This is a genomic window from Rhodospirillales bacterium, from assembly GCA_016699855.1.
Lineage (GTDB): Bacteria > Pseudomonadota > Alphaproteobacteria > Reyranellales > Reyranellaceae.
Genome location: CP064988.1, coordinates 1894282 through 1920289, shown reverse-complemented (window position 1 = coordinate 1920289; position 26008 = coordinate 1894282). Strand labels below are relative to the sequence as shown.

The following is a 26008-nucleotide window of genomic DNA, read 5'->3' as shown; positions in this document are numbered from 1 at the left end:
GATCCTGTCCGGACGCGGCCTCAGCCGCCCGGCTTCTCGCCGGCGGAGCGTTCGACGGTGCCGAGCGCGTCGGCCAGCCGCGCGGCGGCGCTGCCGGGGCGCAGCGGTTTCGGCTGCGAGGCGTGCGGCGCCCAGCCGTGCAGGAACAACACCTCGAAGCGCGCCGGCACGCGGCCGTCGGCGCCGCGATGGGCCGCGTCGTGCAGCGCCGCGGCGCGCGCCAGCACCTCGCGGCCGCCCAGTCCGCCGCGCCGGCCGCGCACGGCGTTGCTCTCGCCCATCGCCTTGAGGTCGCGCATCAGCGCCAGCGTGTCGGCGTAGCGCACCTCGATCGTCTCGCTGTCGGCCACCGGCATGGCGAAGCCGGCGCGCTGCAGCAGGCCGGCGGCGTCGCGCAGGTCGGCGAAGGGCGAGACGCGCGGGCTGAGGCCGCCGTCGATGTCGCTCTCGGCCTGCGCCAGCGCCCGGCGCAGCTCGAACAGCGTGCCGCCGCCCAGCATGGCGGCGAGGAACAGCCCGTCCGGCCGCAGCGCGCCGGCGATCTGCGCCAGCGCGCCGGGCAGGTCGTTGACCCAGTGCAGCGCCATCGCCGAGGTGACGAGATCGACCGACGCCGGCGCGAACGGCAGCAGCTCCTCGTCGGCGGCCAGCGCCGGCCCGTGCGCCGCCGCGCGGCGCGCGAAGGGCGCCGCGAGGTCGACGGACACCAGCGTCTCGACGCCGCCGCGGCGGCGGCCGTCGGCGCGCGGCGGTCCCCCGGCGTGGCGCAGCGCGGCGCCGACCTCGCCGCCGTGGCAGCCGAGGTCGACCGCCAGCGGGAAGGCGCGGCGGATGTCGTCGAGGCGGTCGACCAGGCGCTCGGCGATCTCGCGCTTGAGGAACGCGGCCCCGTCCCACGCCACCGCCGCGCGCTCGCGGCGCCGCCGCAGCGTGGCGCGGTCGAACACCAGCATCGGATCATCGGCGGGCGTCGTCATCGGTGGCTTTCGAGGCCTCATGCGGTTGAACGGGTCGGCGGCTTCCAAAGCACCAGGCGGTCGAATTGGTCGGCGGTTTCCAGAGCGCCAGGCGGTGGAACGGGATCGACGTCTCGTCACCGTCCTCCCGAGCGCGGCGAGGGATCTTTCGACGGCGGAAAGATCCCTCGCCGCGCTCGGGAGGACGGCCGGAGCCCGTCCACTCGGCATACGATCTAGCATGGGTCCATCGCGGCCGCCTTGGAATCGTCGGATTCCAACGCTGGAATTTCCACCATGCCGCTCGACGCCCTCCGTCGCCGCCTCGCCGCCGCGCCGCTTCCGGCCGTGGCCGCCGTCGCGCGGCGCTGGGGCCGCGTCGCGCTGGACGCGGTGCTGCCGCCGCTGTGCCTGTCCTGCGGCGATCCCGTCGACGAGCCCGGCGCGTTGTGCGCGGCGTGCTGGGCCAAGGTCGAGTTCGTGGCGCCGCCGGCCTGCGCGCGCTGCGGCTATCCGTTCGAGACCGATGTCGGGCCCGACGCGCTGTGCGCGGCCTGCATGGCGAAGCCGCCGCGCTACCGCCGGGCGCGCGCGGCGTTCCGCTACGCCGAGGGCTCGCGCGGCATGGTGCTGATGTTCAAGCACGCCGACCGGCTCGACGCGACGCCGGCTTTCGGGCGCTGGATGGCGCGGGCCGGCGCGTCGCTGCTGGCCGACGCCGACATCGTGGCGCCGGTGCCGCTGCACCGCTGGCGCCTGCTGTGGCGGCGCTACAACCAGTCGGCCGAGCTGGCGCGCGCCATCGGCGCGGCGTCGGGCCGGCTGGTGGTGCCCGATCTGCTCGTGCGCCACCGCCGCACCCCGTCGCAGGCCGATCTCTCGGCCCGCGAACGCCGACGCAACGTCGCCGGCGCGTTCAGCGTCGAGCCGCGCCACCGCGCGATGGTGCGCGACCGGACGGTGCTGCTGGTCGACGACGTGCTGACCACCGGCGCCACGGTCGAGTCCTGCGCCCGCGCCCTGCGCCGCGCCGGCGCCGCCCATGTCGACGTGCTGACCCTGGCGCGCGTCGTGCGGCCGGAGGTGCGGTAGGGCGGGATCGGCGCAGGGCAGGGCGCGCGACGTGTGGCACGTTCGCCCAACCGTCGTCCCGAGCGTAGCGAGGGATCTTTCCGCCGCCGGAAGATTCGTCGCTGCGCTCGGAATGACGGAATGGGCGGGCGGGTCCGCTCGCCGCCGCTCGGAATGACGGAATGGGCAGGGCGGCTCCGCTCGCGGCGCTCGGGACGACGGAATGGGCGGAGCGGCTCGACCCCTAGCGTCACCAACGACCACGCGCGGCGGCTGGACGTTCAATCCTTGAAGCTGCCGTGCCTGCCGGCGCCCTCGGCGAAGCGGGCGGCGCCGCCCTGGGCCTCGACGCGGCGCGCCTCCAGCGACAGCTCCATCTCGCGGCGGAGGGCGGCGGCCTGGTCGCGGTCGAACGCTTCGTAGGTCGATCTGCGGTCCGAGCGCAGCGCGATCTGCGGGAAGCCGGCGATCTCGCGCGCCAATTTCTCGGCCTCGGCCCGCGTGCGGCCGCGCCCGACCTTGCGGCTGGCCAGGCCGATGGCGACCGCCTCGTCGGCGCCGACGGCGCGGCCGGTGATCAGCATGTCCAGCGCCCGGCCCATGCCGACGATCCGGGGCAGGCGGACGGTCGTGCCGTCGCTCATCGGCACGCCCCAGCGGCGCGAGAACACGCCGAACACGGCGGTCTCGTCGACGACGCGGATGTCGCAGAACAGCGCCAGGCCGAGCCCGCCGGCGCAGGCGTGGCCCTCGATCGCGGCGATCAGCGGCTTCGACGGCGGCGCGCGCAACGGGCCGTCGTCGCTGCCGGCCCACGGGAAATAGTCGACGCCGGCGCCCAGCGCCTTGAGGTCGGCGCCGGAGCAGAAGGCGCCGCCGGCGCCGGTGAGCACGGCGACGCGGGCGGTGTCATCGGCGTCGAACGCGGCGAAGGCGGCGGCCAGCGCGCGGGCGGCGTCGTTGTCGAGCGCGTTCCGCACCTCCGGCCGGTTGACGATGATCGTCTGCACCGGCCCGTCGCGTGACACCAGCACCTTGCCGTCGGCCAGAACCTGGGGAATCAGCGACGCCGTCATGGCCGTCCTCCCGTCTCCGCCGGCGCGACGCCGGCCCTTCAGTCCGTCAGTCCGTCAGCCCGTCAGCCCGTCAGCTCGTCAGCCCCTGAGCTCTTCAGCCCGTCAGCCCAGCCGCCCGTAGGTGAACGCCACGCCGCGCAGCGTGGGCACGTGGCGGTCGAGCAGCTCGCGCGTCTTCGTGGTCAGGAAGATCTCGGCCAGCGCGCCGCCGTCGTCGACCACCACGACCGCCTCGTGGTCGATCGTCGAGCCGGCGCCGGTGGTCGATTTCGCGTTGGTCAGCACGAACAGCTCGGCGCGCTTGCCGCCCTCGACCGCGATCGGACCGCGCCGCGACATCGTGAAGTCGGGATCGTCGCGCCGCCGCGTCGTCGTCACCGACTCGACCCAGGAATCGATCGAGCTGGCGGCGCGCGTCTTGGTGCGCACCTGGCCGGAGATCGACACCGGCGAACCGTCGGCCGGCGACAGGTCGGCCACGGTCAGGGTCGAGCGCGTCGAGCGGTCGGCGGCGCGCACGCTGCTGACGGTCCAGCCCGGCGGCGGCTGGATGGCGTAGACGAGGCCCTGGCCGCGCACGATCACGCGGCCGTCGGGCGTGCGGGTCGGCAGCGGCGGCTCCGGCGCGGCGGCGCGCTCGCCGCCGGCGCAGGCCGCGGCCAGGAACGACAGCGCCAGCGCGCAGGCTCCCCGTCTGGTCGGCACATCCATGCTCCCGGCTCCCCCCGGCGGCCGCGTCAGCGGACCGCGGCGATCTCGGCCATCAACTCCGGATCGCCATTCCTCGGCTGACGGAAATACCACCAATGGCGCGTGGGCTTCCAGCCGTCGCGCCTGGCGTTGCGCTTTCCCCACAGGCATTTTCCGGCCTCGCGCGTCGCGCGGCGGAACTGGGCGTCGGCCAGCGCGAGGCGGTCGTCCAGCGCGCCGCGCTCGGCGGCGGAGAATTGCGGCCACTGCTCGGCGATGAGCTGGCGCAGATCCATGTCGTTGAGCCAGTCGTCGAGCGTCAGCGTGTAGCCGCCGGCGAGCGCGGCCACGGTCTTCTCCCACCGCCCGACGCGGTCGGCCAGCTTGTCGAGATCGGGCGGCGGCGCCGGCGGCTTCATCGCGGCGGGCTCAGCGGTCGCGCTCGGCCTGGCGGCGGAAATAGCGCTCGCCGTCGTTGGGCCGGAAATAGGTGCGGATCACGCCGTTCGGATTGAAGGCGAGGAAGGCGCCGGAGCGGCGGTCGAAGCGGCTGACGACGCCGTCGCGGCGGACCGCCTCGAGCACGTCGCCGCCGGCGGGCGCGTCGCGCAGCTCCTGGGCGCGGCGCAGGTACTCGGCCTTGCCGATGCTGCCGAACTCCGCGCCGTGCTTCTCGAAATGCTCGTCGAGCCGGTCGCGGTTGGCGAAGCCGATGGTGGCGCCCCACGCCTTGCCGCCGGGCGCGCGGGCCTGCTGCTGGCCGCCGCCCGCGGGGCGCTCGACCGTCGTGCGCTCGCCGCCCAGGGGCTTGCCGCCGCCGAAGCCGCCGCCGAACTGGGACCACAGCGCCGCGGCCACGACGACCAGCAGCGCCAGCGCCAGCTTCTGCCACGTCAATCCCGGACCTCGACCGAACATGCGCTCCCCGCGCTCCCGCGACGCGGAAGCTTAACGCCGCGCCGCCCGCATTCCTACCGCGACTCGTCTTGTGGCCGCGGCGATGGCGGATTGGAGGTCCGGCGCACATCCCCTCTCCGCCGCGCAGCGGGGAGAGGGGGACCATGCGAAGCATGGGGAGGGTGAGGTGGTGGTCGGAGCGGTGGGAATGTCGTTGGTGTGTCGACGTACCTGGTCAGGCGATCCTCATCGACCGTCGGGCGTTCGATATCAACGCGTGCGTCCATCCTGTCACAAAGGCGTTCGATGCCGCGACCACCTCACCCTCCCCCGCCTTCGGCGCGGGCCCCGCCCTCTCCCCCGCTGCGCGGCGGAGAGGTGGTTTCGCTCGGCGCGATCGACGCGGACGTTGAACGCCTAACGCGTCGGCGCGCCCTGGCGGACCCAGCGGGCGATCAGGGCGCGCTCGTCGTCGGTCAGCTCGGTGACGTTGCCCGGCGGCATGGCGCGGGAGTGCCAGACCTGCTGCAGCAGCGCCGGCGCGTAGGCTTTGAGCTGGCCCGGCGTCTCCAGCATCACGCCCTTGGGCGGCGCGGCGAAGCCCTCGCGGGTCGGGCGCAGCGCGTGGCAGCCGGCGCAGCGCTGCCCCACGACCTGCGCCACCTGCGCGAACTCCGTCTTGCCGGCCAGCTCGACGGCGACCTCGTCGCGCGGCGCCACGACCACCGCCGTGACGATCAAGGTCAGCAGCCCCGCCGCCAGCGTCATCGGATTGCCGGCGCCGGTGTGGCGCTGCACGAACCACAGCCGCACCAGCCCGCCGGCCACGGTCAGGGCGATCAGGATGGCCCAGTTCCAGCGGTGGCCGGTGGCGAAGGCGTAGTGGTTGGCGATCATCGCGAACAGCACGGGCAGGGTGAAGAACGTGTTGTGCAGCGAGCGCTGCTTGCCCATCAGCCCGTATCTCGGATCGGGCGCGCGCCCCTCCCTCTTGGCCTTCACCAGCTCCTTCTGGCCGGGGATGATCACGACGAAGACGTTGGCGACCATGATCGTGCCGAGCATGGCGCCGAAATGGATGAAGGCGCCGCGGCCGGAGAAGAGCTGGCACAGGCCCCACGCGGCCGCCGCCACCAGCGCGGCGAGGATCGCCGCCAGCACGGCGGTGTCGTTCCCCAGCGGACTGCGGCACAGCCCGTCGTAGACGATCCAGCCGCCGGCGATGAAGGCCAGCCCGATGGCGATCGCCCAGCCCTGCGACAGGTCGCGCACCAGCGGATCGACCAGCGCGACCTCGGCGCCGTAGTAGTAGACCAGCGCCATCAGGAACATGCCGCTGATCCAGGTGGTGTAGGCCTCCCACTTGAACCAGTGCAGGGTCGGCGGCAGTTCGGGCGGCGCCACGCGGTATTTCTGCGCGTGGTAGAAGCCGCCGCCGTGCACCGACCAGACCTCGCCGCCGACGCCGCGGGCGGCATCGTCCGCGGACTTGGGCGGCTCCAGGCTGTCGTCGAGCCAGATGAAATAGAACGAGGCGCCGATCCAGGCGACGCCGACGATCATGTGGGCCCAGCGCCCCAGCAGATTCAGCCACTCGACGACGTAGGCGGTATCCATGCGGCGCGCGCTCCCCTCCGGTGGTTGGTAGACCGGCGGTGGCGTGGCCGCAACGGTGGGGCACCGCTCCGCGCCATTCTCCCTCTCCGCCCGCTTGCGGGGGGAGAGGGTCGGGGTGAGGTGGGTCGTCGTGTGGGTATCGACGTTGGATATTCGCGCACGGCGGTTCTCTGATCGACGTTACGGACGGTACGACGACCACCTCACCGCCGCCGTATCGGCGCTTCGCCGATACGGCGTACCCGCGCCTTCGGCGCGGGCCCCGCCCTCTCCCCCGCTGCGCGGCGGAGAGGGAAAGGACTGACGACTTGTGCCATCCGCTCAGCGATCCTGTGCCGGCGGGCGGCAGGGCGGCGGCGGAATCCGGGTGGCGCCTCGCGGGGGGATTGGTTAAATGCCGGTCAATCAAGGCGATCACGAACGAACCGGCGCGTCCGGGAGGAGATACCGATGTCGATCCAGCTGCCCGAGGGCGTCGAACTGCGCGGCGCGGTGAAGCCCGGCTTCGAGACCATCCTCACGCCCGAGGCGCTGGCCTTCATCGTCGACCTGCAGCGCCGCTTCAACCCGACGCGCGAGGCGCTGCTGGCGGCGCGCGCCGAGCGGCAGAAGCGGCTCGACGCCGGCGAGAAGCCCGACTTCCTGCCCGAGACGCAGGCGGTCCGCGACGGCGACTGGACGGTGGCGCCGCTGCCCAAGGACATCCTCGACCGCCGCGTCGAGATCACCGGGCCGGTCGACCGCAAGATGATCGTCAACGCGCTGAACTGCGGCGCCAACGTCTTCATGGCCGATTTCGAGGACGCCTCGACGCCGACCTGGGCCAACATGCTCGAGGGCCAGATCAACCTGCGCGACGCCAACCGCCGCCAGATCGACTTCGTCGAGGCGGCCAGCGGCAAGGCCTACAAGCTCAACGACAAGACCGCCGTGCTGTTCGTGCGGCCGCGCGGCTGGCACCTGCCGGAGATGCACCTGTTCGTCGACGGCAAGCCGATGTCGGGCTCGCTGTTCGATTTCGGCCTGTACTTCTTCCACAACGCCAAGGAGCGGTTGGCGCGCGGCAGCGGCACGTATTTCTACCTGCCGAAGATGGAGAGCCATCTCGAGGCGCGGCTGTGGAACGACGTGTTCGTCCACGCCCAGAACGTCGTCGGCGTGCCGCAGGGCACGGTCAAGGGCACGGTGCTGATCGAGACCATCCTCGCCACCTTCGAGATGGACGAGATCCTGTGGGAGCTGCGCCAGCACTCCGCCGGACTCAACTGCGGCCGCTGGGACTACATCTTCAGCTTCATCAAGAAGTTCCGCGAGCAGAGCTGGGCGGTGCTGCCCAACCGCGGCGAGGTGACGATGACGGCGCATTTCCTGCGCAGCTACAGCCAGCTCGTCATCAAGACCTGCCACCGCCGCGAGGTCCACGCCATGGGCGGCATGGCGGCGCAGATCCCGATCAAGAACGACCCCGCCGCCAACGACGCCGCGATGGAGCGGGTGCGCGCCGACAAGAAGCGCGAGGCCGGCGACGGCCACGACGGCACCTGGGTGGCGCATCCCGGCCTGGTCGAGATCGCAAAGGCCGAGTTCGACGCGGTCATGAAGGAGCCCAACCAGATCGCCCGCAAGCGCCAGGACGTGCACGTCACGCCGGCCGACCTGATCCAGATGCCGGAGGGCGGCAAGAGCGAGGCCGGCCTGCGGCAGAACGTGGCGGTCGGCATCGGCTACGTCGAGGCGTGGCTGCGCGGCATCGGCTGCGTGCCGCTGTTCAACCTGATGGAGGACGCCGCCACCGCCGAGATCAGCCGCGCGCAGGTCTGGCAGTGGGTGCGCCACGGCCAGAAGCTCGACGACGGGCGCGCCATCACCAAGGAGCTGGTGCGCGCGATCGTGCGCGAGGAGCTCGACAAGGTGAAGGCGCGGATGGGCGAGGCCGCCTACGCCGCCAGCCGCCACGAGGACGCCGCCCAGCTCATGATCGACCTGGTCGAGCAGCCGGTGTTCCACGAGTTCCTGACGCTGCCGGCCTACCAGCGCATCATCGAGGACGAGAGGAAGGCGGCGGCGTAGGATTGCGATGTAATACCAACTTGAACGAGCTGTCGTGTAGGGAGGTGCGCAAGAGCCGCTAGAAAAGTGGGCGCTGCCTGAGCAGTAACCTTGCGTTTCCACGCATCAAACGAGGGCGCCTTCGTATCAGCACTCGTTAAACTCGGGAGGCCTGCATGAATTGGGCGACGTTCTGGTCGAGCCTTCTTGGAACAGCGATCCCAGGAGTGATCGCTTCAGTAATTGTTCTTTTTCTGTCGAGAAGAATCACCAAAAGCATCGAAACGTTTAAGAAAGATCTTCAGCAAGATATTGTGAAGTTTACGAAGCTTCACGAAAAGCGGCTCGAGTCGCTTATAGAAATCTACAATGCGTTTGCGGACTATTTGGATTTCATGAGGAAGGCACTCTACGTAAAGAATACTGGTGTCAATATGGATCCAATGCACAAATTTCATGACATCATCCTCCGGCAATCAGTCTATCTTGACGAGTCAATGGCCTCCAAATTTGCGCGCTACCAAGGCGAACTCCTCCAGTTCTGGAACAAATCGCACGAGGATATTTCGACCAAGGGAGACGTCGGGAGGGAGGAAGTACGCCATCGCCTCGACTACGAAATTCCAAAATACCTCCCACAACTTCGTAAAGATATTAACGAGTACCTCGACCCAAACTATCGCGCGCGTTTGGTGGAACACTAGAGTCAGACATGATGTAGGGCCAAAGGCGCGCTGTCGATGGTAAGGGGAGGCATGGCGCGCTCCACTCTGACTTTCGAACTTACGATGTCCCGCCGACGTTGGGCAGCTGACTTCGCTCTACTAACGGGCGCGTCCTGAGGAAGTCGAGGATCCAGCGCGCGAGGCGGACCGCGTCGGTGCCGCGGCCGAAGGTCGCCAGCGCGGCGTCGGCGACGTCGAGCGGGATCGCGTCGCCCCGGCGCGTCTCGACCAGGGCGCGCGCGAAGGCCTCGTCGAACTCGGGATGCGGCTGGAACGAGATGGCGCGGCCGGCGTAGTCGAAGCCGGCGTACGGGCAGAAATCCGAGGTCGCGATCAGCGCCGCGCCGGGCGGCGGTTCGACCACCTGGTCCTGGTGCATCGCGTGGACCGCCAGCTCGCCGCCGCCGGCGGCGTCCGGCAGGGCGTAGCGGTGGATGCCGACGCCCCAGCCGCGCGCCGATTTCTCGACCCGCCCGCCCATCGCCTCGGCGAGGATCTGGTGGCCGAAGCAGATGCCGACCACCGGCACCTCGGCGGCGACGGCGTCGCGCAGGAAGCCCTTCAGGCGGCGCATCCACGGCAGGTCCTCGTAGACGCCGTGCTTGGAGCCCATCACCAGCCAGGCGTCGGCGTCGCGCACCGAGGCCGGGAACACGTCGTCGACCACGCGCCACGTGGCGAAGCGCAGCGACGGATCGAGCGGCGCCAGCAGGCGTTCGGCCATCGCCGGCATGGTGCCGTGCGTGTCGATCAGGTCGTCGGGCGTGACGCCCGGTTCGAGGATGCCCAGGCGCATGGCTTCAGGCGAGATGCCGCTTCATCTCGGGCCGGCCCTTGAGCTCGTCGCCCTCGCGCTTGAGGATCTTGGCGATGCGCTCCGGCGCGAAGTTCATGTCGACGAAGCCGGTGGCGGCGTTGGCGACCTCGCGGTACTCCGCGATGCGGCCGTCGCGGATGCGCATGATCGAGACGCCCTCGAACATGGCGCGCGCGCCCTTGGCCTCCGGCAGCAGCGACCGGTAGCTGAAGGTGTAGCGGGCGTAGAGCGTCCTGCCGTCGAACACGGGGTCGTGCATGTCCCAGCGGAAGTCAGTGGCGGTCTTGTAGAACCAGTCCTCGATCATCGAGGCGATGCGGGCGTGGCCTTGGAACGCGCCGTAGAACACGTCGTGGTAGACGCCGTCGTCGGTGAACAGACGGGCGAAGCGCGCCCCGTCCTTCTTTTCGACGGCGTCGCAGAATTCGCGCAGCATCGCGTTGGCGTCCATCGTCGGTCTCCCGGTCCGGTTCGAAAGCGTGCGGCGAAAAGTCTAGCGCCGGTCCCCGTGCTAGTCTCGCGCCATGATCGAAACACCCGTCCGGCCGCTGGCGCTGGCGCTCGGCGGCGCCACGGCGATGGCGGCCGCGATGGGCATCGGACGCTTCCTCTACACGCCGCTGCTGCCGTCGATGGTCGAGGCGCTCGGGCTGACCAAGGGCGAGGCCGGGCTGATCGCGTCGGCCAATTTCGCCGGCTACCTCGCCGGCGCGTTGGCGGCGGCGGCGATATCGGCCGTGCCCGGTGGCGCGCGGCGTTGGCTGCTGGTGGCGCTGGCGGCCAGCGCGTTGAGCACCGGCGCGATGGGGCTGGCCGCGTCGACGCCGGCGTTCCTGGCGCTGCGCTTCATCGGCGGCGTCGCCAGCGCCGTCACGCTGGTGTTCGCCTCGTCGCTGGTGCTCGACCGGCTGGCGGCGGCGGGCCGCGGCGGGCTGTCGGCGGCGCATTTCGCCGGCGTCGGCGCGGGGATCGCGCTATCGGCGGTCCTCACGGCGGCGCTGGACGGCGTCGGCGCCGACTGGCGCGCGATGTGGTTCGGCGGCGGCGCGGTGTCGCTGCTGGCGCTCGCGGTCACGGCGGCGCTGATTCCGGAGGCGCGCGCGTCCGCCGCGCCCTCCGCGGTCGCCACGCGGGCGTCGACGGGACCCGGCCTGTGGGCGTTGGCCGTGGCCTACGGCTTGTTCGGCTTCGGCTACGTCATCACGGCCACGTTCATCGTCGCCATCGTGCGTGGACCGGGCGCCATCGCCGGCGCCGAGACCGCGATCTGGCTGGTGGTCGGGCTCGCGGCGATGCCGTCCGTCGCGGTGTGGACGTTGGTCGGACGGCGGATCGGGCTGACGCGCGCCTTCGCGCTGGCCAGCGTGGTCGAGGCGATAGGGGTGGCCGCCAGCGTCGCCTGGGGCGGCGTGGTCGGGCTGGGCGTGTCGGCGGTGCTGCTGGGCGGCACCTTCGTCGGGTTGACGGCGCTCGGCCTGATGGCGGCGCGCACGCTCGCCGCCGGCGACGCGCGGCGGCGGCTGGCGGCGATGACGGCGGCGTTCGGCGTCGGCCAGATCGTCGGCCCCATCGTCGCGGGCTACGGCCACGACATGACCGGCAGCTTCCTCGTGCCCTCGATGCTGGCGGCCGCCGGCCTGTGCCTCGGCGCCGCGCTCGTGCTCGCGACTTACCGCGCGTAGCCGCGTTCGGATATTCTGTCATCCCGAGCGTAGCGAGGGATCCAGGTTCGGCGCCTGGATCCCTCGCTACGCTCGGGATGACAGTTGGAATGGTCAGTGGGGGCGGTGGCGATGAAACGGCCGATCTCGACGCGGCGCACGTGGACGCGATCCACGGCGGCTTTCGCGGCGCTGCTGGCGGCGCTGTCGCCGGCGGTCGCGGGCGCGCAGGGCTTCGACCTCCAGGGCCACCGCGGCGCGCGCGGGCTGGCGCCGGAGAACACGCTGGCCGCCTTCCGGCTCGCGCTGGAGATCGGCGTCACCACGCTGGAGACCGATCTGGCGGTGACGGCCGACGACGTGCTGGTGCTGTCGCACGATCCCGCGCTCAACCCCGATCTGACCCGCGATTCCGGCGGCAAATGGCTGACGTCGACCGGCCCGGCGATCCGCGGCCTGACGCTCGCGCAGGTGAAATCCTACGACGTCGGCCGCCTCAATCCCGAGGGCCGCTACGCCCGCCAATGGCCGGAGCAGAAGGCGGTCGACGGCGAGCGCATCCCGGCCTTGTCGGAGCTGGTGGCGCTGACGAGATCGGCCGGCAAGCCCGCGATGCGGTTCAACATCGAGACCAAGCTGACGCCGGACATGCCCGCCGGCGTGGCGCCGGATCCCGCGACCTTCGCGCGGATGACGATCGCGGCCTTCCGCCGCGAGGGCATCGCCGGCCGCGCCGTCGTGCAGTCGTTCGACTGGCGCACCCTGCTGGAGACCAAGAAGCAGGCGCCGGACATCGAGACCAGTTGTCTGACGATCGAATCGACCAATATGGATACCGTCAGGCGCGCCGGCGGCGGCGCCTCGCCGTGGCACGCCGGTCTGAAGCTCGCCGACCACGGCGGGTCGCTGCCGCGGCTGGTCAAGGCGGCGGGTTGCTCGGTGTGGTCGGTGTTCTGGCGCAATCTGACGCCCGAACTGGTCAAGGAGGCCCAAGCGTTGGGATTGAAAGTGATTCCCTGGACCGTCAACGACCGCGCCGAGATGGACCGGCTGATCGCGATGGGCGTCGACGGGGTGATCACCGACTATCCCGACCGTCTGCGCGCCGCGATGGCGGCGCGGGGGATGAAGCTGCCGTGAGCCGCGTAGACTCCGCGCGCGGGTCCGACACGATCACGTCCCGCTTTTCTCCACAATCGCGCGCCACGGTGGCGCCGAACGGCGACCTTCCACGTCCCGCGAGCGACCGACACGTGCCGATGTCCGACCTTCCGACGATCCTGCGCCCCAACCTGCCTCCAAAACGGGGGAGCGCGTTCCTACCTGCCCTGTTGCGCGGTCTTCTCCCTCTCCGCCGCGTAGCGGGGGAGAGGGAAGGGGCCCATGCGAAGCAAGGGAAGGGTGAGGTGGCCGCCGTACCGGACGCGGTCGTGATGACAACGCACCCCGCGCAGGGATCAGATTTCACCAGGTCAATGGAAGCGTCCTGTATCGCTCGTTTCGATACGTCATCGGCGGTCCCGCCGATGCGGACACCAGCTCACCCCCCCCACCGCTGCGCGGCGGATCCCCTCCCTCTCCCCCGCTGCGCGGCGGAGAGGGCGAAAGCGTCACCACTCCTCGCGCGTGAATCCGCCAACCAACAAGGGGGGGCGGGGTATGAGGAGCGATTTGCTGCGAGATGCGTGAGCGCGCTGCGCCGCGCGGCTGCGATCGCCGCGGTCGCCGTCGGCATGTCCGCTGCCGCGCCGGCGGGCGCGCAGCAGACGCCGCCCGCCGCGGCGCCGGCGCCGTGGGCGGAGCGCTTCCACAACCCGCAGCCGGCCGAGGGCGATCTGGTCCTGCCGATGCCGTGCGGCGGGGCGATGGTGTTCCGTCGCGTGGAGGTGCCGCACGAATCGGCGCTGGCCGACCGCAAGATCGTGGTCGGCGGCACCGACGAGCGCTTCGCCTTCGCCGAGGGCAGCCGCTACGACTACATCGACGGCGCCTTCGCCGACCCCAAGGACGCGACGCGCAAGATCTACTGGATCGCCAAGTACGAGACCACCGAGCTGCAGATGAAGGCGCTCGACGGCAAGTGCGAGGGGCCGACCCGCGCCGGCCTGCGCCCCGTCACCGGCGCCACGTGGTTCGACGCCGCGAAAGCGGCGCAGACCTACACCGAATGGCTGCTGGCCAACGCCCGCGCCAAACTGCCGAGCGAGGACGGCGCACCGGGCTTCCTGCGTCTGCCGACCGAGGCGGAGTGGGAATTCGCCGCGCGCGGCGGCATCGCGGTGTCGGCCTCGCAGTTCGAGGACCGCGCCTTCCCGATGCCCGACGGCATGGAGAAATACGTCTGGTTCCGCAGCCAGAAATCGTCCAACGGCGAGCTGCAGCTGGTCGGCGCGCTGAAGCCCAATCCGCTGGGCCTGCACGACATGCTGGGCAACGTCGACGAGATCGTGCTGGACCCGTTCCGCCTCAACAAGCTGGCGCGCCTGCACGGCCAGGCCGGCGGCTACACCGTGAAGGGCGGCAACTACCAGACCTCGGAGGACGACGTGCGCTCGGCCTACCGCAACGAGCTGGTGCCGTTCGACGACAAGGGCGCCCGCCGCGTGCCGACCGTCGGCTTCCGCCTCGCGCTGGTGGCGCCGGTGATCCCCTCGGCGGCGCGCTTCGCCGTCACCAAGAAGGCGTGGGACGCGCTCGAGAAGCCGGAGATGCTGCGCAGCGGCGACAAGGCGCAGGGCGATCCGCTGGCCGAGCTGCAGACCATCCTGCGCGCCACCACCGACCCCGAGATCCGCGCCCGGCTGGCGGCGGTGCGGCGCGACTACGCGCAGCGGCTCGACGACGAGGTGACGATGCGCGGCCGCGCCGCCAAGAGCCTGATCCGGCTGGCGGCGTTCCTCGGCGACAAGCTGCGGCTGGACCGCCGCTTCGTCGACCAGGTGCGGCGCAGCCGCGACACGCAGAAGCAGGCCGGCATGGATGTCGCCGCGCTCGACGCGCGCTTGAAGGACCTCGACGAGACGCTGAAGGGCAATCTGCGCTACTACGCCGACACGATCGTGCAGATCGCACAGGATTTCGACGACTCGACAGTGCGTCAGCAGTTGGGCACCCTGAAGATCGAGTTCGAGAAGAGCGGGACGGGCCATCTCGACCGCTTCGCCGGAATCGTCGCGCAGCATGTCGCGGCGTACCGGAAGGCCTCCGGCGTGCAGCCGGAGACGTGGTTCAAGGACATTCTCGCGCTACCCTGAGGAGACTCCAGATGTTCGCCTTCTTCCGTCCCCGCGCCATGCGGTCGGCCGTCGCCGCGGCGGCCTGCGCCGCCATGCTCGGCGGCTGCGTCACCGGCGGCGGCGCCGGCTCGTCGAGCGACACCAGCCTGACGCCGGAGCAGCGCCAGCTGCGCGCCCAGGCCGAGGATTTCAACCGCACCATCGCCGAGGGCGCGGTGGCCGGCGCGGTCGCCGGCGCGCTGATCGGCGCGCTGGTGGGCGGCAAGAACCGCGCCCGCGGCGCGCTGATCGGCGCCGCCGCCGGCGGCCTGGTGGGCGCCGCCGCCGGCACCTACGTCGCCAAGAAGAAGGAGGCCTACGTCAACGAGAACCAGCGCCTGGACTCGATGACGTCGGACGTGCGCTCCGACAACGCCAAGCTGGAGCAGATGATCGCGACCACGCGCGCCGTCGTGGCCCAGGACAAGGCCGATCTCGCGCGGCTGCGCGCCGACGTCAACGCGCGCCGCGCCTCGCAGGCCGAGCTCAACAGCAAGGTCGCGGTCGCCGAGCAGGACGCGGCCTCGATCCAGCAGACCATCGCGCGGCTGCAGGAGCGCCAGAACGACTACATCCAGGCCCGCAACGCCACCAAGTCCGAGGCCCCCGGCGCGAGCACCGCGCAGATGGACGCCGAGATCGCGCGGCTGAGCCGCCAGATCTCGACGCTGCAGGGCCAGCTCAACGACCTCAACGGCGCCATCGCGATCAGCCGCACGGGCTGACGGTGGCCGATCTCGGAGGCTCGACCATGCGCAAGACCATCCTCGCCGGCGCGGCGCTGTTCACGCTCGCGGCCTGCAATTCCAGCGATCCCAGCAAGGGCGGCTTCTTCGGCGGCGTCGGCGGGCTGTCGAGCGGCACCTACGAACGCCAGACGCAGGAGCGGCGCGAGACGCTGACCGCCGAGCAGCAGCGCAACCAGCAGCTCCAGCAGCAGGCCAGCGCCGCGCAGGCCGAGCGCCAGCAGGTCGCGGGCGAGAAGGCGGCCTTGCAGCGCCAGAGCGCGGCGCTGTCCGCCGACATCAACCGTATGCGCTCGCGGCTGGCCTCGGCCGAGGCGTCGCGCACCGGCAACGCCGCCGAGCTGGCGCGCCTGCGCGGCCAGGTCGACGATCTCCAGCGCCGCGGCGACATGGTGCAGCAGAACCCGACCCTGGCCGACGCCGAGAAGCGCCGCCAGCTCGACGATCTGACGCGGCAGAAGACCCTGCTGCAGCAGGCCATCGACCAGGCGACCGGCACGCGGTAGTGCCGCCGCCATTCCCTCTCCGCCGCGCAGCGGAGGAGAGCGCGGGGCCCATGCGACGCATGGGAGGGTGAGGTGGTCGTCGTATGGGCCGCGGTCGAGAAGTGAAGTGCTCGCGCTTCGATGTCGACCGTGGATGAGGTCGACGGGAACCCTCCTCGATCGCCATCGACGTTCGTGCCGATCGGTCCACCACCTCACCCTCCCCGCCGCTGACGCGGCGGGTCCCCCTCCCTCTCCCCCGCTACGCGGCGGAGAGGGCAGGGTGGCTCGCCACTCTGGAAGCGTCAGGTCGCGAAGGCGTGGCGCACGGCGCCCTCCCCCGCTGCGCGGCGGAGAGGGCAGGGTGGCTCGCCACTCTGGAAGCGTCAGATCGCGAAGGCGTGGCGCACGGCGCCGACGCCCAGCGCCAGCAGGTAGCCGGAGAAGAATCCCGTGACGATCCGGGCGCGGCGCTCGCCGGCCGGCGAAGTGTCGTCGTCATTGGCGGCGGGCGCCGAGCCTCCGCCGGCGGCCGGTGGATCGACCCGCGTGGCGAAGGCGGCGTAGGCCGCCAGCGCGGCGCCGGCGACCGCCGGGCAGATCAGCAGCGCCACCCACGGGCCGGCGGCCGAGCCGAGGCCGCGCGCCGGCCAGAGCCACAGCGACAGCGCGCCGGCGGCGATTCCGAAGATCCCGTGCAGCACGATCGAGGCGGCGCTGGAACGCGGTTTGAAGGCGGCGCCGAACGCCTTGCCCATGGCCTCGCCGAAGACGAGGGCGACGAGCTGGAGCAGCAGCTCGCCGACGACCTCGAACACGATGGAGAACAGGACTTCCATCGCGCCGTGTCCGCGCCGGCCGTCGGGTGCTAGGCGCCGGTCACTTGGCGCAGGCGACTTCCTGCCAGTCGAACGGCACGTCGCTGGACTTCAGGAAGTTGGCGATGCCGGTCGAGCCCAGCGCGAAGCCGCCGCCGGGGCCGGCCTCGGCCTTGGTGCCGAAGGTGTTGATGCCGACCACGCGGCCGCAGGAATCGACCAGCGGACCGCCGGAATTGCCCGAGGAGATCGCCGCGGTGTGCGCCACCGACGGGATGCCGCGCTCGCGGTTCTGCACCGCGCTGATCTCGCCGCGCGTCAGCACGAGCTCGGGCGCCTTGCTCGGGTCGCCCTTGATCAGGTCGATGAAGTTGCGGTCGTTGCGCACGACGGCGCCGGGATAGCCGGCGGCGACGACCTGCTTGAGCGAGGCCGGCTCGGCCGCCAGCGGCAACGGCTTGATGTGGGCCGGCACCTGGTCGTCGACGCGGATCACGGCGAAATCCGAGCCGCCGGCCTGGCCGGTGCCCGCCGCCGCGATCACCGTGCCCTCGAGCACCGTGCCGAACTTGCGGCTGGCGAGATAGACCTTGTTGCCCGGATACGGCTCCTTCACGACGTGGCGGTTGGTCACCACCATGTTGCGGCCGATGAAGAAGCCGGAGCCGTGGCCGCCGGGCGACAGGATGATCGCGGTCGCGGCCTCGAGCACCGGCACGAGGTCGGCGGCCGAGCCGGTCGGTCCGGTCGCGCCCGGTGGCGTGGTGCCGGGAGGCGTGCCCGGCGGCGTCTTGGTCTCGGCGCCCTTGCCCGGCGTTCCACCGGGCGGCGTGCCCGGTGGCGTGCCGGGGTGCCGCCCGGGTCGTGCCCGGACCGCCGGTGGCGCCGGGGCCGCCCGTGCCGCCCGGCGTCGATGTCGCGCCCTTGCCGGCCGGTCCACCGGGAACCGATGTCCCGCCCGGGACCATGGTCGTCGAGCCGGGACCACCGGCCGGCGCGCCGGGGATGCCCAGGCCGCGCGGATCGACGATCGTGCACACGTCGCCCTGCAACGCGCCGCGCAGCTTGGCGATCTGGTCCTCGAGATCCTTGTTGGATTTGCGCTGCCGGTCGAGCGCCGTCTCCAGCGCCGCGACGGCGGCGGGGTCCGGACGGGGCGGCCGCCGGCGGGGCCGGCGGCGGCGCCGGCTGGACCGGCTGGTTGTAGATGACGCGGTAGAACAGGTACCAGCCGAGCGCGAGACCGATCAGGAGCAGGGCTATGCCGCCGAGCACGAAGCCGGCGATCGCGGCGCCGCCGGGGCCCTTCTTCTCGCCGTTCGCAGTGGTTCCGTCGGCCATGGCGTCCCTGTTCCGTCGCGATCAACGTCGCGCGGACGCGATCCTAGCGCATCCGCCGGGGCCGAATTATGGCCGAGATGCGCGCCCGACGCGAGCGCCGCGACGCCGGGGATGAGGTCTCAATTTCGAAGTCGGCGCGGTGCCTTCATGCTCCCTCCCCCCCCCCTGCGGTCCGCGATCTCATCTTCCCTTCTCCCCGTCTTCGGGGGAGACGGTGCCCGAAGGTACGCTGCGGCAGCCGTGGCGGGGATGAGGGGTCTTCGTCTCCGACGTTAGCGGGCAAGGAGGCGCGCGCTCGCGACCGTCCGCGCGGCCGCGCCCCTCATCCGGCGCTCCGCGCCACCTTCTCCCCCGAAGACGGGGGAGAAGGGAGGAGAACGCGGCGTCTAATGCGTAACCTGCTGCATCACCCCGCCCGCTTTCCGAATGGCGGTGCGGCCGACGTCTGGTACGGTCGGCGGTCCAGCGCAGGAGGGCCGCATGGCCGTCATCAACCCCGATCCGTTCACGACGCGGCCGGAGATCGTCGGCACGTTCGGCGTCGTCGCCTCGACCCACTGGATCGCCACGGCGGTCGGCATGGGCGTGCTCGAGCGCGGCGGCAACGCCTTCGACGCCGCCGCCGCGACCGCCTTCACCTTGCAGGTGGTCGAGCCGCATCTGTGCGGCCCCGGCGGCGACGTGCCGATCATCGTCCACGACGTCCGCCGCGGCCGGCCGGAGGTGATCTGCGGCCAGGGCCCGGCGCCGGCCGGCGCGACGATCGCGCACTTCCGTTCGCTGGGGCTGGACCTGATCCCCGGCACCGGTCTGCTGGCGCCGTGCGTGCCCGGTACGTTCGACGCCTACATGCTGCTGCTGCGCGACTACGGCACGATGCGGCCGAGGGACGTGCTGGAGGCGGCGATCGGCTACGCGCGCCACGGCAATCCGATCGTCGAGCGCGCCTGCGCCACCATCAACACCGTGCGCAAGCAGTTCACCGAGCACTGGCCGACCTCGGCGGCGGTGTTCCTGCCCGGCGGGAACGTGCCGAAGCCCGGCTCGATGTTCCGCAACCCCGCCTTCGCCGACACCTACGAGCGCATCGTGCGCGAGGCCGAGACGGCCGGCGGCGACCGCGTGGCGCAGATCGAGAAGGCGCGGTCGACATGGTCGCAGGGCTTCGTCGCCGAGGCCGTCGACGCGTTCTGCCGCACGCAGGAGGTGATGGACGTCAGCGGCCGGCGCCACCGCGGCGTGCTCAACGGCGACGACATGGCGAAGTGGAAGGCCACGGTCGAGGCGCCGCTGACCTACCAGTACGGCCGCTACACCGTCTGCAAGGCCGGCGCCTGGAGCCAGGGTCCGGCGATGCTGCAGCAGCTGGCGCTGCTGGCCGGCTACGACCTCGACGGGCTCGATCCGAAGGGGCCGGATTTCATCCATCTCCAGGTCGAATGCGCCAAGCTGGCCTTCGCCGACCGCGAGGCCTTCTACGGCGATCCCGCCTTCGTCGACGTGCCGATGGCGACCCTGCTGTCCGACGCCTACAACGCCGACCGCCGCAAGCTGATCGACGACACCGCGTCGCTGGAGTTGCGGCCCGGCCGGATCGACGGCTATGGCGGCGTCGTGAAGCTGCGCCAGGCCGACGGCAAGCGCTCCGCTGTCGGTTCGAGCGGCGCCGGCGAGCCGACGGTCGGCCGGCTGGGCGAGGCGCGCGGCGATACGGTGCATTTCGACATCGTCGACCGCGACGGCAACATGGTCACCTCGACGCCCAGCGGCGGCTGGCTGCAGAGCTCGCCGGTGATCCCCGAGCTGGGCTTCCCGCTGGGCACGCGCGCGCAGATGTTCTGGCTGGAGGAGGGGCTGCCGGGGACGCTGGCGCCGGGCAAGCGGCCGCGCACGACCTTGACGCCGACCTTCGCGCTGCGCGACGGCGAGCCCTATCTCGCCTGGGGCTCGCCCGGCGGCGACCAGCAGGACCAGTGGATCGCGCAGTTCTTCCTGCGCCACGTGCACGCCGGCATGAACCTCCAGGAGGCGATCGACGCGCCGGCCTGGCACAGCGAGCATTTCCCCAGCTCGTTCTGGCCGCGCACGGCGCGGCCCGGCGTGCTTGTGCTCGAGGGCCGCGTGCCGCCGGCGACGGTGGCCGAGCTCAAGCGCCGCGGCCACAAGGTCGAGATGAACGACGACTGGTCGGAGGGCCGCCTGACGGCGGCGTCGCGCGACGATCCGTGGCGCAAGGCCGCCGCCAATCCGCGCGGCATGCAGGGCTACGCGGCCGGACGCTGAGCGCGGCATGACCTGGTCGATCATCGCGCGCGATCCCGCCACGGGATGCCTCGGCATCGCCGTCGCGACGAGGTTCTTCGCGGTCGGCGGCCGCGTGCCGTTCATCAGGAGCGGCGTCGGCGCCGTGGCGACACAGGCGCTGGTCAATCCGCTCTACGGACCGCGCGGGCTGCGCCTGCTCGAAGACGGGATCGCGGCCGACGAGGTCGTGCGGCTGCTGGCCGCCGCCGACGCGGGCCGCGAGCACCGCCAGCTCCACGTGATGGACCGCGACGGCCGCTCGGCGGCGCGCACGGGGGCCGAATGCGTGGCGTGGTGCGGGCATGTGATCGGCGACGGCTTCTCGATCGCCGGCAACATGCTGGCCGGGCCGGCGGTGGTCGAGGAGACGGCGCGCGCCTACATCGAAGGCCTCGCCGCGCTGCCGTTCGCGCGCCGGCTGGTCACCGCGCTCGTGGCCGGCGAGGCGGCGGGCGGCGACAAGCGCGGCCGGCAGTCGGCGGCGCTGCTGATCCACGGCGTCGAGGAATATTCCGACCTCGATCTGCGGGTCGACGACCACGTCGATCCGCTGGCCGAGCTGGCGCGGCTGGAGGCGGTCAGCCGCCAGCGCTGGACGCATTTCCGCAAATTCCTGCCGGGACGGGACAGCCCCGCCGGCATCACCGACCGCGCCGCGATCGACGCCGGCATCGCCGCCTCGATCGCCGCCGAGGAGAGTCGGTGACGGCGCCGGCGCGCCGGACATGCGGGGTGCCGGACGCGAAGGGCTGATGACCGCGAACGGCGGTTGAATCCGGACCGCGTCGGGGCTATTTCCCCGCCATCATGGCGACATCCTCCATCGTGCTGATCCGGCACGGCGAATCGACCTTCAACGACCTCTACGCTCGCACCGGCATCGATCCGGGGTTGATCGACGCGCCGCTGTCGCCCAAGGGCGAGAGCCAGGTCGCCGCCGCCCGCGCCGCCGCCGCGCGTCTCGACGCCGAGCTGGTGGTGACCTCGCCCTTCACCCGCGCCATACAGACCGCCCGCGGCCTGTTCGGGGCGGACCGGCCGTTGCTGATCGAGACGCTGCACCGCGAGCGGGTCACCGCCAGCTGCGACATCGGCCGCTCGCCGGCGGCGCTGGCGACGGATTTCCCCGACCTCGCCTTCGACCATCTCGACGACCCGTGGTGGCACGCCCACGATGTCGACGAGCGCGGCCAGCCGGTCGAGCCGCTGGAGGCGGTCGAGGCGCGCGTGGCGGCGTTCCGCGCCTGGTTGCGCGGCCGGCCGGAGCGGCGCATCGCCGTGGTCGGGCACAGCGCGTTCTTCTACCACCTGACCGGCCAGCGCTTCGCCAACTGCCAGATGCTGGCCTTCGCGCCGTAGATCCGGTGGCGTCATCGACGCACCGCGCCGGCGGGTCTATGCTCGGTGATCCATCGCAACCCTGGCGGAGGCGGACATGACCGCGTGCATCGTGGGCTGGGCCCACTCGAAATTCGGCAAGCTCGACGGCGAGACCAGCGAGTCGATGGTGGTGAAGGTCGCGGCCGAGGCGATGGCGCACGCCGGCGTCGAGCCGAAGGACGTCGACGCGATCTACGTCGGCAACATGAACGGCGGCTTCGTGAAGCAGGAGTTCCACTCCTCGCTGCCGTTGCAGACCCATCCCGACCTGCGCTTCAAGCCCTCGACCCGGGTCGAGAACGCCTGCGCCACCGGCTCGGCCGCGATCCACATGGGGATCAACACGCTGGCGGCGCGCAAGGCGCGCTTCGTGCTGGTGGTCGGCGTCGAGAAGATGACCGAGCTCAACAGCGCCCAGGCCGGCGACGTGCTGATCAAGGCGTCCTACGTCGCCGAGGAGGCCGAGATCGAGGCGGGCTTCGCCGGCATCTTCGGCAAGATCACGGCCGCCTATTTCCAGCGGTATGGCGACAAGTCGGACGCGCTGGCGCGCATCGCCGTGAAGGCGCATAGGAACGGCGCCAAGAACCCCTACGCGCATTTCCAGAAGGAGTTCGCCTACGAGTTCTGCCGCAACCCGTCGGACAAGAACCCGTTCGTGGCCGGTCCGCTCAAGCGCACGGACTGCTCGCCGGTGACCGACGGCGCCGCCGCCGTGATCCTGGCCGACAGCGACACCGCGCTGGGCATGAAACAGGCGATGGCCTTCCGCGCCGCCGAGCACGTCAACGACTTCCTGCCGATGAGCCGGCGCGACATCATCCAGTTCGATGGCCCGACGCTCGCGTGGCAGCGCGCGCTGGCCTCGGCCAAGCTCGACCTGCTGGACCTCAGCTTCGTCGAGACCCACGATTGCTTCACCGCCGCCGAGCTGATCGAGTACGAGGCGATGGGGCTGACGCCGCGCGGGCAGGGCGAGCGCGCGATCCTCGAGGGCTGGGTCGAGCGCGACGGCAAGCTGCCGGTCAACGTGTCCGGCGGCCTCAAGGCCAAGGGCCATCCGGTCGGCGCCACCGGCGTGTCGATGCACGTGATGACGGCGATGCAGCTGTCGGAGACGGCCGGCGCCATGCAGCTGCCCAAGGGCGTCGCTGGGCGGAGTGTTCAACATGGGCGGCGCCGCGGTCGCGAACTACGTCAGCATCCTCGAGCGCGTGAAGTAGGCGGCGGCCGGCGTCGTGGGCAGACCGCCGGCGCGCGCGTCGACGACCGTCACCGCCGCCAACCTGCGGCGGCTGGGCGTCGAGCGGCTGGCGGCGCTTCTGGCCGAGGAGGCGCGCCACGACCGGGCGCTGCGCGGACGCGTCGCGCTGGCGCTGGCGGAGGACGCCGGCGGCGAGGACCTGGCGATCGAGATCGAGCGGCGGGTCAACGCCCTGCCGCGCGGCCCGGCCGTCGAGTCGGCGTCCGCCATCCGCGATCTCGCGCGCGAGGTCGCGGCCCTGGCGGGGATCGTCGAGAACGCGATCGCGCCGACGGACCACCGGCTGGCGGTGGCGCTGCTGCGCCGGATCGCCGAGACCGAGGGCGACATCGCGGCGCGCGCCGGCGGCCACCACCGCGTGACCGAGGCGCTGACCGACTCGACGCGCGCGCTGGTGCGGCTGTGGGGCGCGATGCCGGACCGCGACGCGTCCGAGACCGTCGCCTTCATGCTGGAGCGGCTGCTGGCCGACGACGTCAACGTCGAGGTCGAGCTGGAGACGTTCGATCCGCTGCTGGGCCGCGAGGGGCTGGAGGCGCTGCGCGCGGCGCTGCGGGCGCGGCTCGACGCGCTGCCCGAGGAGCATCTGCGGGCGCCGTGGCGGATGGCGTTCGGCCCGGCCTACCACGCCAAGGTCGCCGCCATGCGCCTGCGCCAGCCGCTGCTGCGCATCGCCGATTCGCTGGGCGACGTCGACGACTACATCGCCGTTGCGACGCGCGACCACCACGACCACGTCGACAGCGTCGCCATCGCCGAGCGGCTGCTGGCGACCGGGCGCGCCGAGGAGGCGCTGGGCTGGCTCGACGACGCCCGCTACAACGCGCGCGCGCCGCGCGCCATCGACGCCCGTCTGCGGATCCTCGACGCGCTGGGCCGGCGCGACGAGGCGCAGGCGGCGCGCTGGGCGTGGTTCGAGCGCACCTTGTCGCCGGACGCGCTGCGCGCGTACCTGAAGCGGCTGCCGGATTTCGAGGACGATCCGGTCGAACGCCGCGCCATCGCCTACGTCGTGGCGTCGCGGCACGCCGGCGTGGCCCTGGACTTCCTGCTGGCGTGGCCGAACCTCGAGGCCGCGGCGCGGCTGGTGCGCGAGCGCCTCGCCGATCTCGACGCCCACGACGTCGACCGGCTGCTGGCCGCCGCCGCCGCGCTGCGCGACACGCATCCGGCCGAGTGCGAGGCGCTGCTGCGCAAGGTGGTGACCCGCGTCGTGCGCGACGGCGTCATCCGGCACTACGACGCGGTGATCGCGGCGCTGGCCGATCTCGCGGCGCTCGACGGGACGCTGGGCGGGGTCGAGGGACGCGAGGCGCACGCCGCCTTCGTCGAGCGGCTGCGCGGCGCCAGCCACCGCAAGCACGGCCTCTGGGGCAGGTACGACGCCGCCGCGCGCGGTTGACGCGCGCGCCTCGGCGCCCGTAGATCGCGCCGGCACCGGACGGAGAGCGACATGATCGATTTCAGCCCCACCGAGCGCGAGCTCGACCTCCAGAAGCGCACGCGCGACTTCGTGCGCGACGTCGTGATCCCCTGCGAGCGCGATCCGCGGCAGTCGCCGCACGGACCGAGCGACGCGCTGCGGCGGGAGCTGAACGCCAAGGCGCGCGCCGCCGGGCTGTTGTCGCCGCAATGCGCGCCGGAGTTCGGCGGACTCGGGCTGAGCCACCGCGAGCGCGCGATCGTGTTCGAGGAGGCCGGCTACTCGCTGCTCGGCCCGATCGCGCTGCACTGCATGGCGCCGGACGAGGGCAACATGCACATGCTCGAGGCGGTGGCGAGCGAGGCGCACAAGCGGCGCTGGCTCAGGCCGCTGGCCGCCGGCGACATCCGCTCCTGCTTCGCCATGACCGAACCGCCGCCCGGCGCCGGCTCCGATCCCGGCGCGATGAACACGCTGGCGGTGCGCGACGGCGACCACTACGTGATCAACGGCACGAAGTGGCTGATCACCGGCGCCGACGGCGCCGGCATGATGATCATCATGGCGCGCACGATGGACGCCGGCGTCGACCTCGGCGCCACCATCTTCCTCGTCGACCTGCCGTCGAAGGGCGTCGTCACGGAGCGCGTCATCGACACGATCGAGGAGTCGATGACCGGCGGCCACGCCGTGATCCGCTTCGAGGACCTGCGCGTGCACAAGGACGACGTGCTGGGCGAGGTCGGCCGCGGCTTCCGCTACGCCCAGGTGCGGCTGGCGCCGGCGCGGCTGACGCACTGCATGCGCTGGCTCGGCGCCGCCAGGCGGGCGCACGACATCGCCGTGGACTACGCCAACCGCCGCAAGGCGTTCGGCAGGACCCTGATCGAGCACGAGGGCGTCGGCTTCCAGCTCGCCGACAACGAGATCGACCTGCACCTCTCGCGGCTGGCGGTGTGGCATTGCGCCTGGGTGCTGGACCAGGGCCGCAGCGCGCGCGTCGAATCGAGCGTCGCCAAGGTCGCGGTGTCGGAGGCCCTGTACCGCGTCGCCGACCGCTGCGTGCAGGTGCTGGGCGGGCTGGGCGTCACCGGCGACACGCCGGTCGAGCGCATCTTCCGCGAGATCCGCGCCTTCCGGATCTACGACGGCCCGTCCGAGGTCCACCGCTGGAGCCTGGCCCGCGGGCTGGCGACCAAGCCGGCGTGACGGCGGCGCGATCGCGAGCGGACTCTGTGGCGATCGGCTCTTCCTGTCATCCCGAGCGGCGCGAGCGATCCTGAGGCGGCGGAGAGATCTCTCGCTGCGCTCGGGATGACGGAGGCGGCATGGAGGTCGAATCCGGCGCCGGCCGCGGGTTTCGCGAGCCGATGGTCCGAGCGCGCTCGACACCGCGATCGACAACCTGCTCGG

Annotated in this window: 23 protein-coding genes and 1 pseudogene; 14 read left to right on the top strand and 10 right to left on the bottom strand. The window is 71.9% G+C overall.

Annotation, left to right across the window (positions count from 1 at the left end):
* Positions 1 to 20: 20 nt before the first annotated feature.
* Entirely contained in the window at positions 21 to 977 is a 957-nt protein-coding gene (locus IPK81_08970) for a methyltransferase domain-containing protein (protein QQS14281.1), read from the bottom strand.
* A 276-nt stretch (positions 978 to 1253) separates the two neighbouring features.
* On the opposite strand from IPK81_08970, the gene IPK81_08965 reads away from it, so the two are divergent.
* Entirely contained in the window at positions 1254 to 2048 is a 795-nt protein-coding gene (locus IPK81_08965; GenBank protein QQS14280.1) for a ComF family protein, read from the top strand.
* Between the two features lie 260 nt (positions 2049 to 2308).
* Here IPK81_08965 and IPK81_08960 read toward each other — a convergent pair whose 3' ends face one another.
* The 5 genes from IPK81_08960 to IPK81_08940 all read right to left on the bottom strand — a co-directional run bounded on the left by IPK81_08960 (position 2309) and on the right by IPK81_08940 (position 6307).
* Complete coding sequence (locus IPK81_08960; GenBank protein QQS14279.1) at positions 2309 to 3103, bottom strand: crotonase/enoyl-CoA hydratase family protein; 795 nt, start codon at positions 3101 to 3103, stop codon at positions 2309 to 2311.
* Between the two features lie 102 nt (positions 3104 to 3205).
* Positions 3206 to 3808 carry a hypothetical protein gene (locus IPK81_08955; GenBank protein ID QQS14278.1) on the bottom strand — a complete coding sequence of 201 codons (603 nt, stop codon included), beginning with the start codon at positions 3806 to 3808 and terminating at the stop codon, positions 3206 to 3208.
* A gap of 32 nt (positions 3809 to 3840) precedes the next feature.
* On the bottom strand, positions 3841 to 4212 hold the full coding sequence (locus tag IPK81_08950) for a hypothetical protein (GenBank protein QQS14277.1): 372 nt from the start codon (positions 4210 to 4212) through the stop codon (positions 3841 to 3843).
* Between the two features lie 10 nt (positions 4213 to 4222).
* Positions 4223 to 4711: a hypothetical protein gene (locus IPK81_08945; GenBank protein QQS14276.1), complete on the bottom strand. Its 489-nt coding sequence runs from the start codon at positions 4709 to 4711 to the stop codon at positions 4223 to 4225.
* A gap of 396 nt (positions 4712 to 5107) precedes the next feature.
* On the bottom strand, positions 5108 to 6307 hold the full coding sequence (locus tag IPK81_08940; GenBank protein QQS14275.1) for a urate hydroxylase PuuD: 1200 nt from the start codon (positions 6305 to 6307) through the stop codon (positions 5108 to 5110).
* A gap of 450 nt (positions 6308 to 6757) precedes the next feature.
* On the opposite strand from IPK81_08940, the gene aceB reads away from it, so the two are divergent.
* Both aceB and IPK81_08930 read left to right on the top strand, forming a co-directional pair.
* Entirely contained in the window at positions 6758 to 8377 is a 1620-nt protein-coding gene (gene aceB / locus IPK81_08935) for a malate synthase A (protein QQS14274.1), read from the top strand.
* 155 nt (positions 8378 to 8532) lie between these two features.
* The gene (locus IPK81_08930; protein ID QQS14273.1) at positions 8533 to 9060 is read left to right on the top strand and encodes a hypothetical protein; all 528 of its coding nucleotides are present in this window, start codon (positions 8533 to 8535) and stop codon (positions 9058 to 9060) included.
* A 79-nt stretch (positions 9061 to 9139) separates the two neighbouring features.
* Here IPK81_08930 and IPK81_08925 read toward each other — a convergent pair whose 3' ends face one another.
* A complete protein-coding gene (locus IPK81_08925) occupies positions 9140 to 9877 on the bottom strand; it encodes a type 1 glutamine amidotransferase (protein ID QQS14272.1) in 738 nt (245 codons plus the stop codon).
* 4 nt (positions 9878 to 9881) lie between these two features.
* Positions 9882 to 10349, bottom strand: a complete 468-nt coding sequence (locus tag IPK81_08920; GenBank protein QQS14271.1) for a nuclear transport factor 2 family protein — start codon at positions 10347 to 10349, stop codon at positions 9882 to 9884.
* A gap of 73 nt (positions 10350 to 10422) precedes the next feature.
* Between IPK81_08920 and IPK81_08915 the strand changes: the two genes are divergently transcribed.
* From IPK81_08915 to IPK81_08895, 5 genes are all read left to right on the top strand, one after another.
* Complete coding sequence (locus IPK81_08915) at positions 10423 to 11580, top strand: YbfB/YjiJ family MFS transporter (protein ID QQS14270.1); 1158 nt, start codon at positions 10423 to 10425, stop codon at positions 11578 to 11580.
* 111 nt (positions 11581 to 11691) lie between these two features.
* On the top strand, positions 11692 to 12699 hold the full coding sequence (locus IPK81_08910; GenBank protein QQS14269.1) for a glycerophosphodiester phosphodiesterase: 1008 nt from the start codon (positions 11692 to 11694) through the stop codon (positions 12697 to 12699).
* A gap of 545 nt (positions 12700 to 13244) precedes the next feature.
* Positions 13245 to 14813: an SUMF1/EgtB/PvdO family nonheme iron enzyme gene (locus IPK81_08905; GenBank protein QQS14268.1), complete on the top strand. Its 1569-nt coding sequence runs from the start codon at positions 13245 to 13247 to the stop codon at positions 14811 to 14813.
* Between the two features lie 11 nt (positions 14814 to 14824).
* Positions 14825 to 15559 (top strand): glycine zipper 2TM domain-containing protein, encoded by a 735-nt coding sequence (locus tag IPK81_08900; GenBank protein ID QQS14267.1) that lies wholly within the window; start codon positions 14825 to 14827, stop codon positions 15557 to 15559.
* 26 nt (positions 15560 to 15585) lie between these two features.
* Positions 15586 to 16086: a hypothetical protein gene (locus IPK81_08895; protein ID QQS14266.1), complete on the top strand. Its 501-nt coding sequence runs from the start codon at positions 15586 to 15588 to the stop codon at positions 16084 to 16086.
* A 365-nt stretch (positions 16087 to 16451) separates the two neighbouring features.
* On the opposite strand, the gene IPK81_08890 is transcribed toward IPK81_08895, so the two are convergent.
* Together IPK81_08890 and IPK81_08885 are read right to left on the bottom strand one after the other, a co-directional pair.
* Complete coding sequence (locus IPK81_08890) at positions 16452 to 16904, bottom strand: hypothetical protein (GenBank protein QQS14265.1); 453 nt, start codon at positions 16902 to 16904, stop codon at positions 16452 to 16454.
* 40 nt (positions 16905 to 16944) lie between these two features.
* Positions 16945 to 17823, bottom strand: a complete 879-nt coding sequence (locus IPK81_08885) for a trypsin-like peptidase domain-containing protein (protein QQS14264.1) — start codon at positions 17821 to 17823, stop codon at positions 16945 to 16947.
* A gap of 881 nt (positions 17824 to 18704) precedes the next feature.
* Here IPK81_08885 and IPK81_08880 point away from each other — a divergent pair.
* From IPK81_08880 to IPK81_08855, 6 genes and pseudogenes are all read left to right on the top strand, one after another.
* Positions 18705 to 20507, top strand: a complete 1803-nt coding sequence (locus IPK81_08880; GenBank protein QQS14263.1) for a gamma-glutamyltransferase family protein — start codon at positions 18705 to 18707, stop codon at positions 20505 to 20507.
* 7 nt (positions 20508 to 20514) lie between these two features.
* A complete protein-coding gene (locus tag IPK81_08875) occupies positions 20515 to 21234 on the top strand; it encodes a DUF1028 domain-containing protein (protein QQS14262.1) in 720 nt (239 codons plus the stop codon).
* 101 nt (positions 21235 to 21335) lie between these two features.
* On the top strand, positions 21336 to 21887 hold the full coding sequence (locus IPK81_08870; GenBank protein ID QQS14261.1) for a histidine phosphatase family protein: 552 nt from the start codon (positions 21336 to 21338) through the stop codon (positions 21885 to 21887).
* 76 nt (positions 21888 to 21963) lie between these two features.
* Positions 21964 to 23131, top strand: a pseudogene (locus IPK81_08865) (acetyl-CoA acetyltransferase).
* Positions 23132 to 23146: 15 nt separating this feature from the next.
* Positions 23147 to 24574 carry a hypothetical protein gene (locus tag IPK81_08860; protein QQS14260.1) on the top strand — a complete coding sequence of 476 codons (1428 nt, stop codon included), beginning with the start codon at positions 23147 to 23149 and terminating at the stop codon, positions 24572 to 24574.
* A 54-nt stretch (positions 24575 to 24628) separates the two neighbouring features.
* Positions 24629 to 25804 (top strand): acyl-CoA dehydrogenase family protein, encoded by a 1176-nt coding sequence (locus IPK81_08855; GenBank protein ID QQS15021.1) that lies wholly within the window; start codon positions 24629 to 24631, stop codon positions 25802 to 25804.
* Positions 25805 to 26008: the final 204 nt, after the last annotated feature.

Bases quoted from the DNA above. Each gene is read 5' to 3' on its own strand.
- IPK81_08945 (QQS14276.1), bottom strand. From the start codon at position 4,711: ATGTTCGGTCGAGGTCCGGGATTGACGTGGCAGAAGCTGGCGCTGGCG.
- IPK81_08925 (QQS14272.1), bottom strand. From the start codon at position 9,877: ATGCGCCTGGGCATCCTCGAACCGGGCGTCACGCCCGACGACCTGATC.
- IPK81_08900 (QQS14267.1), top strand. From the start codon at position 14,825: ATGTTCGCCTTCTTCCGTCCCCGCGCCATGCGGTCGGCCGTCGCCGCG.
- IPK81_08880 (QQS14263.1), top strand. From the start codon at position 18,705: ATGGCCGTCATCAACCCCGATCCGTTCACGACGCGGCCGGAGATCGTC.
- IPK81_08875 (QQS14262.1), top strand. From the start codon at position 20,515: ATGACCTGGTCGATCATCGCGCGCGATCCCGCCACGGGATGCCTCGGC.
- IPK81_08910 (QQS14269.1), top strand. From the start codon at position 11,692: ATGAAACGGCCGATCTCGACGCGGCGCACGTGGACGCGATCCACGGCG.
- IPK81_08965 (QQS14280.1), top strand. From the start codon at position 1,254: ATGCCGCTCGACGCCCTCCGTCGCCGCCTCGCCGCCGCGCCGCTTCCG.
- IPK81_08895 (QQS14266.1), top strand. From the start codon at position 15,586: ATGCGCAAGACCATCCTCGCCGGCGCGGCGCTGTTCACGCTCGCGGCC.
- IPK81_08890 (QQS14265.1), bottom strand. From the start codon at position 16,904: ATGGAAGTCCTGTTCTCCATCGTGTTCGAGGTCGTCGGCGAGCTGCTG.
- IPK81_08915 (QQS14270.1), top strand. From the start codon at position 10,423: ATGATCGAAACACCCGTCCGGCCGCTGGCGCTGGCGCTCGGCGGCGCC.
- IPK81_08950 (QQS14277.1), bottom strand. From the start codon at position 4,212: ATGAAGCCGCCGGCGCCGCCGCCCGATCTCGACAAGCTGGCCGACCGC.
- IPK81_08930 (QQS14273.1), top strand. From the start codon at position 8,533: ATGAATTGGGCGACGTTCTGGTCGAGCCTTCTTGGAACAGCGATCCCA.
- IPK81_08960 (QQS14279.1), bottom strand. From the start codon at position 3,103: ATGACGGCGTCGCTGATTCCCCAGGTTCTGGCCGACGGCAAGGTGCTG.
- aceB (QQS14274.1), top strand. From the start codon at position 6,758: ATGTCGATCCAGCTGCCCGAGGGCGTCGAACTGCGCGGCGCGGTGAAG.
- IPK81_08970 (QQS14281.1), bottom strand. From the start codon at position 977: ATGACGACGCCCGCCGATGATCCGATGCTGGTGTTCGACCGCGCCACG.
- IPK81_08940 (QQS14275.1), bottom strand. From the start codon at position 6,307: ATGGATACCGCCTACGTCGTCGAGTGGCTGAATCTGCTGGGGCGCTGG.
- IPK81_08920 (QQS14271.1), bottom strand. From the start codon at position 10,349: ATGGACGCCAACGCGATGCTGCGCGAATTCTGCGACGCCGTCGAAAAG.
- IPK81_08870 (QQS14261.1), top strand. From the start codon at position 21,336: ATGGCGACATCCTCCATCGTGCTGATCCGGCACGGCGAATCGACCTTC.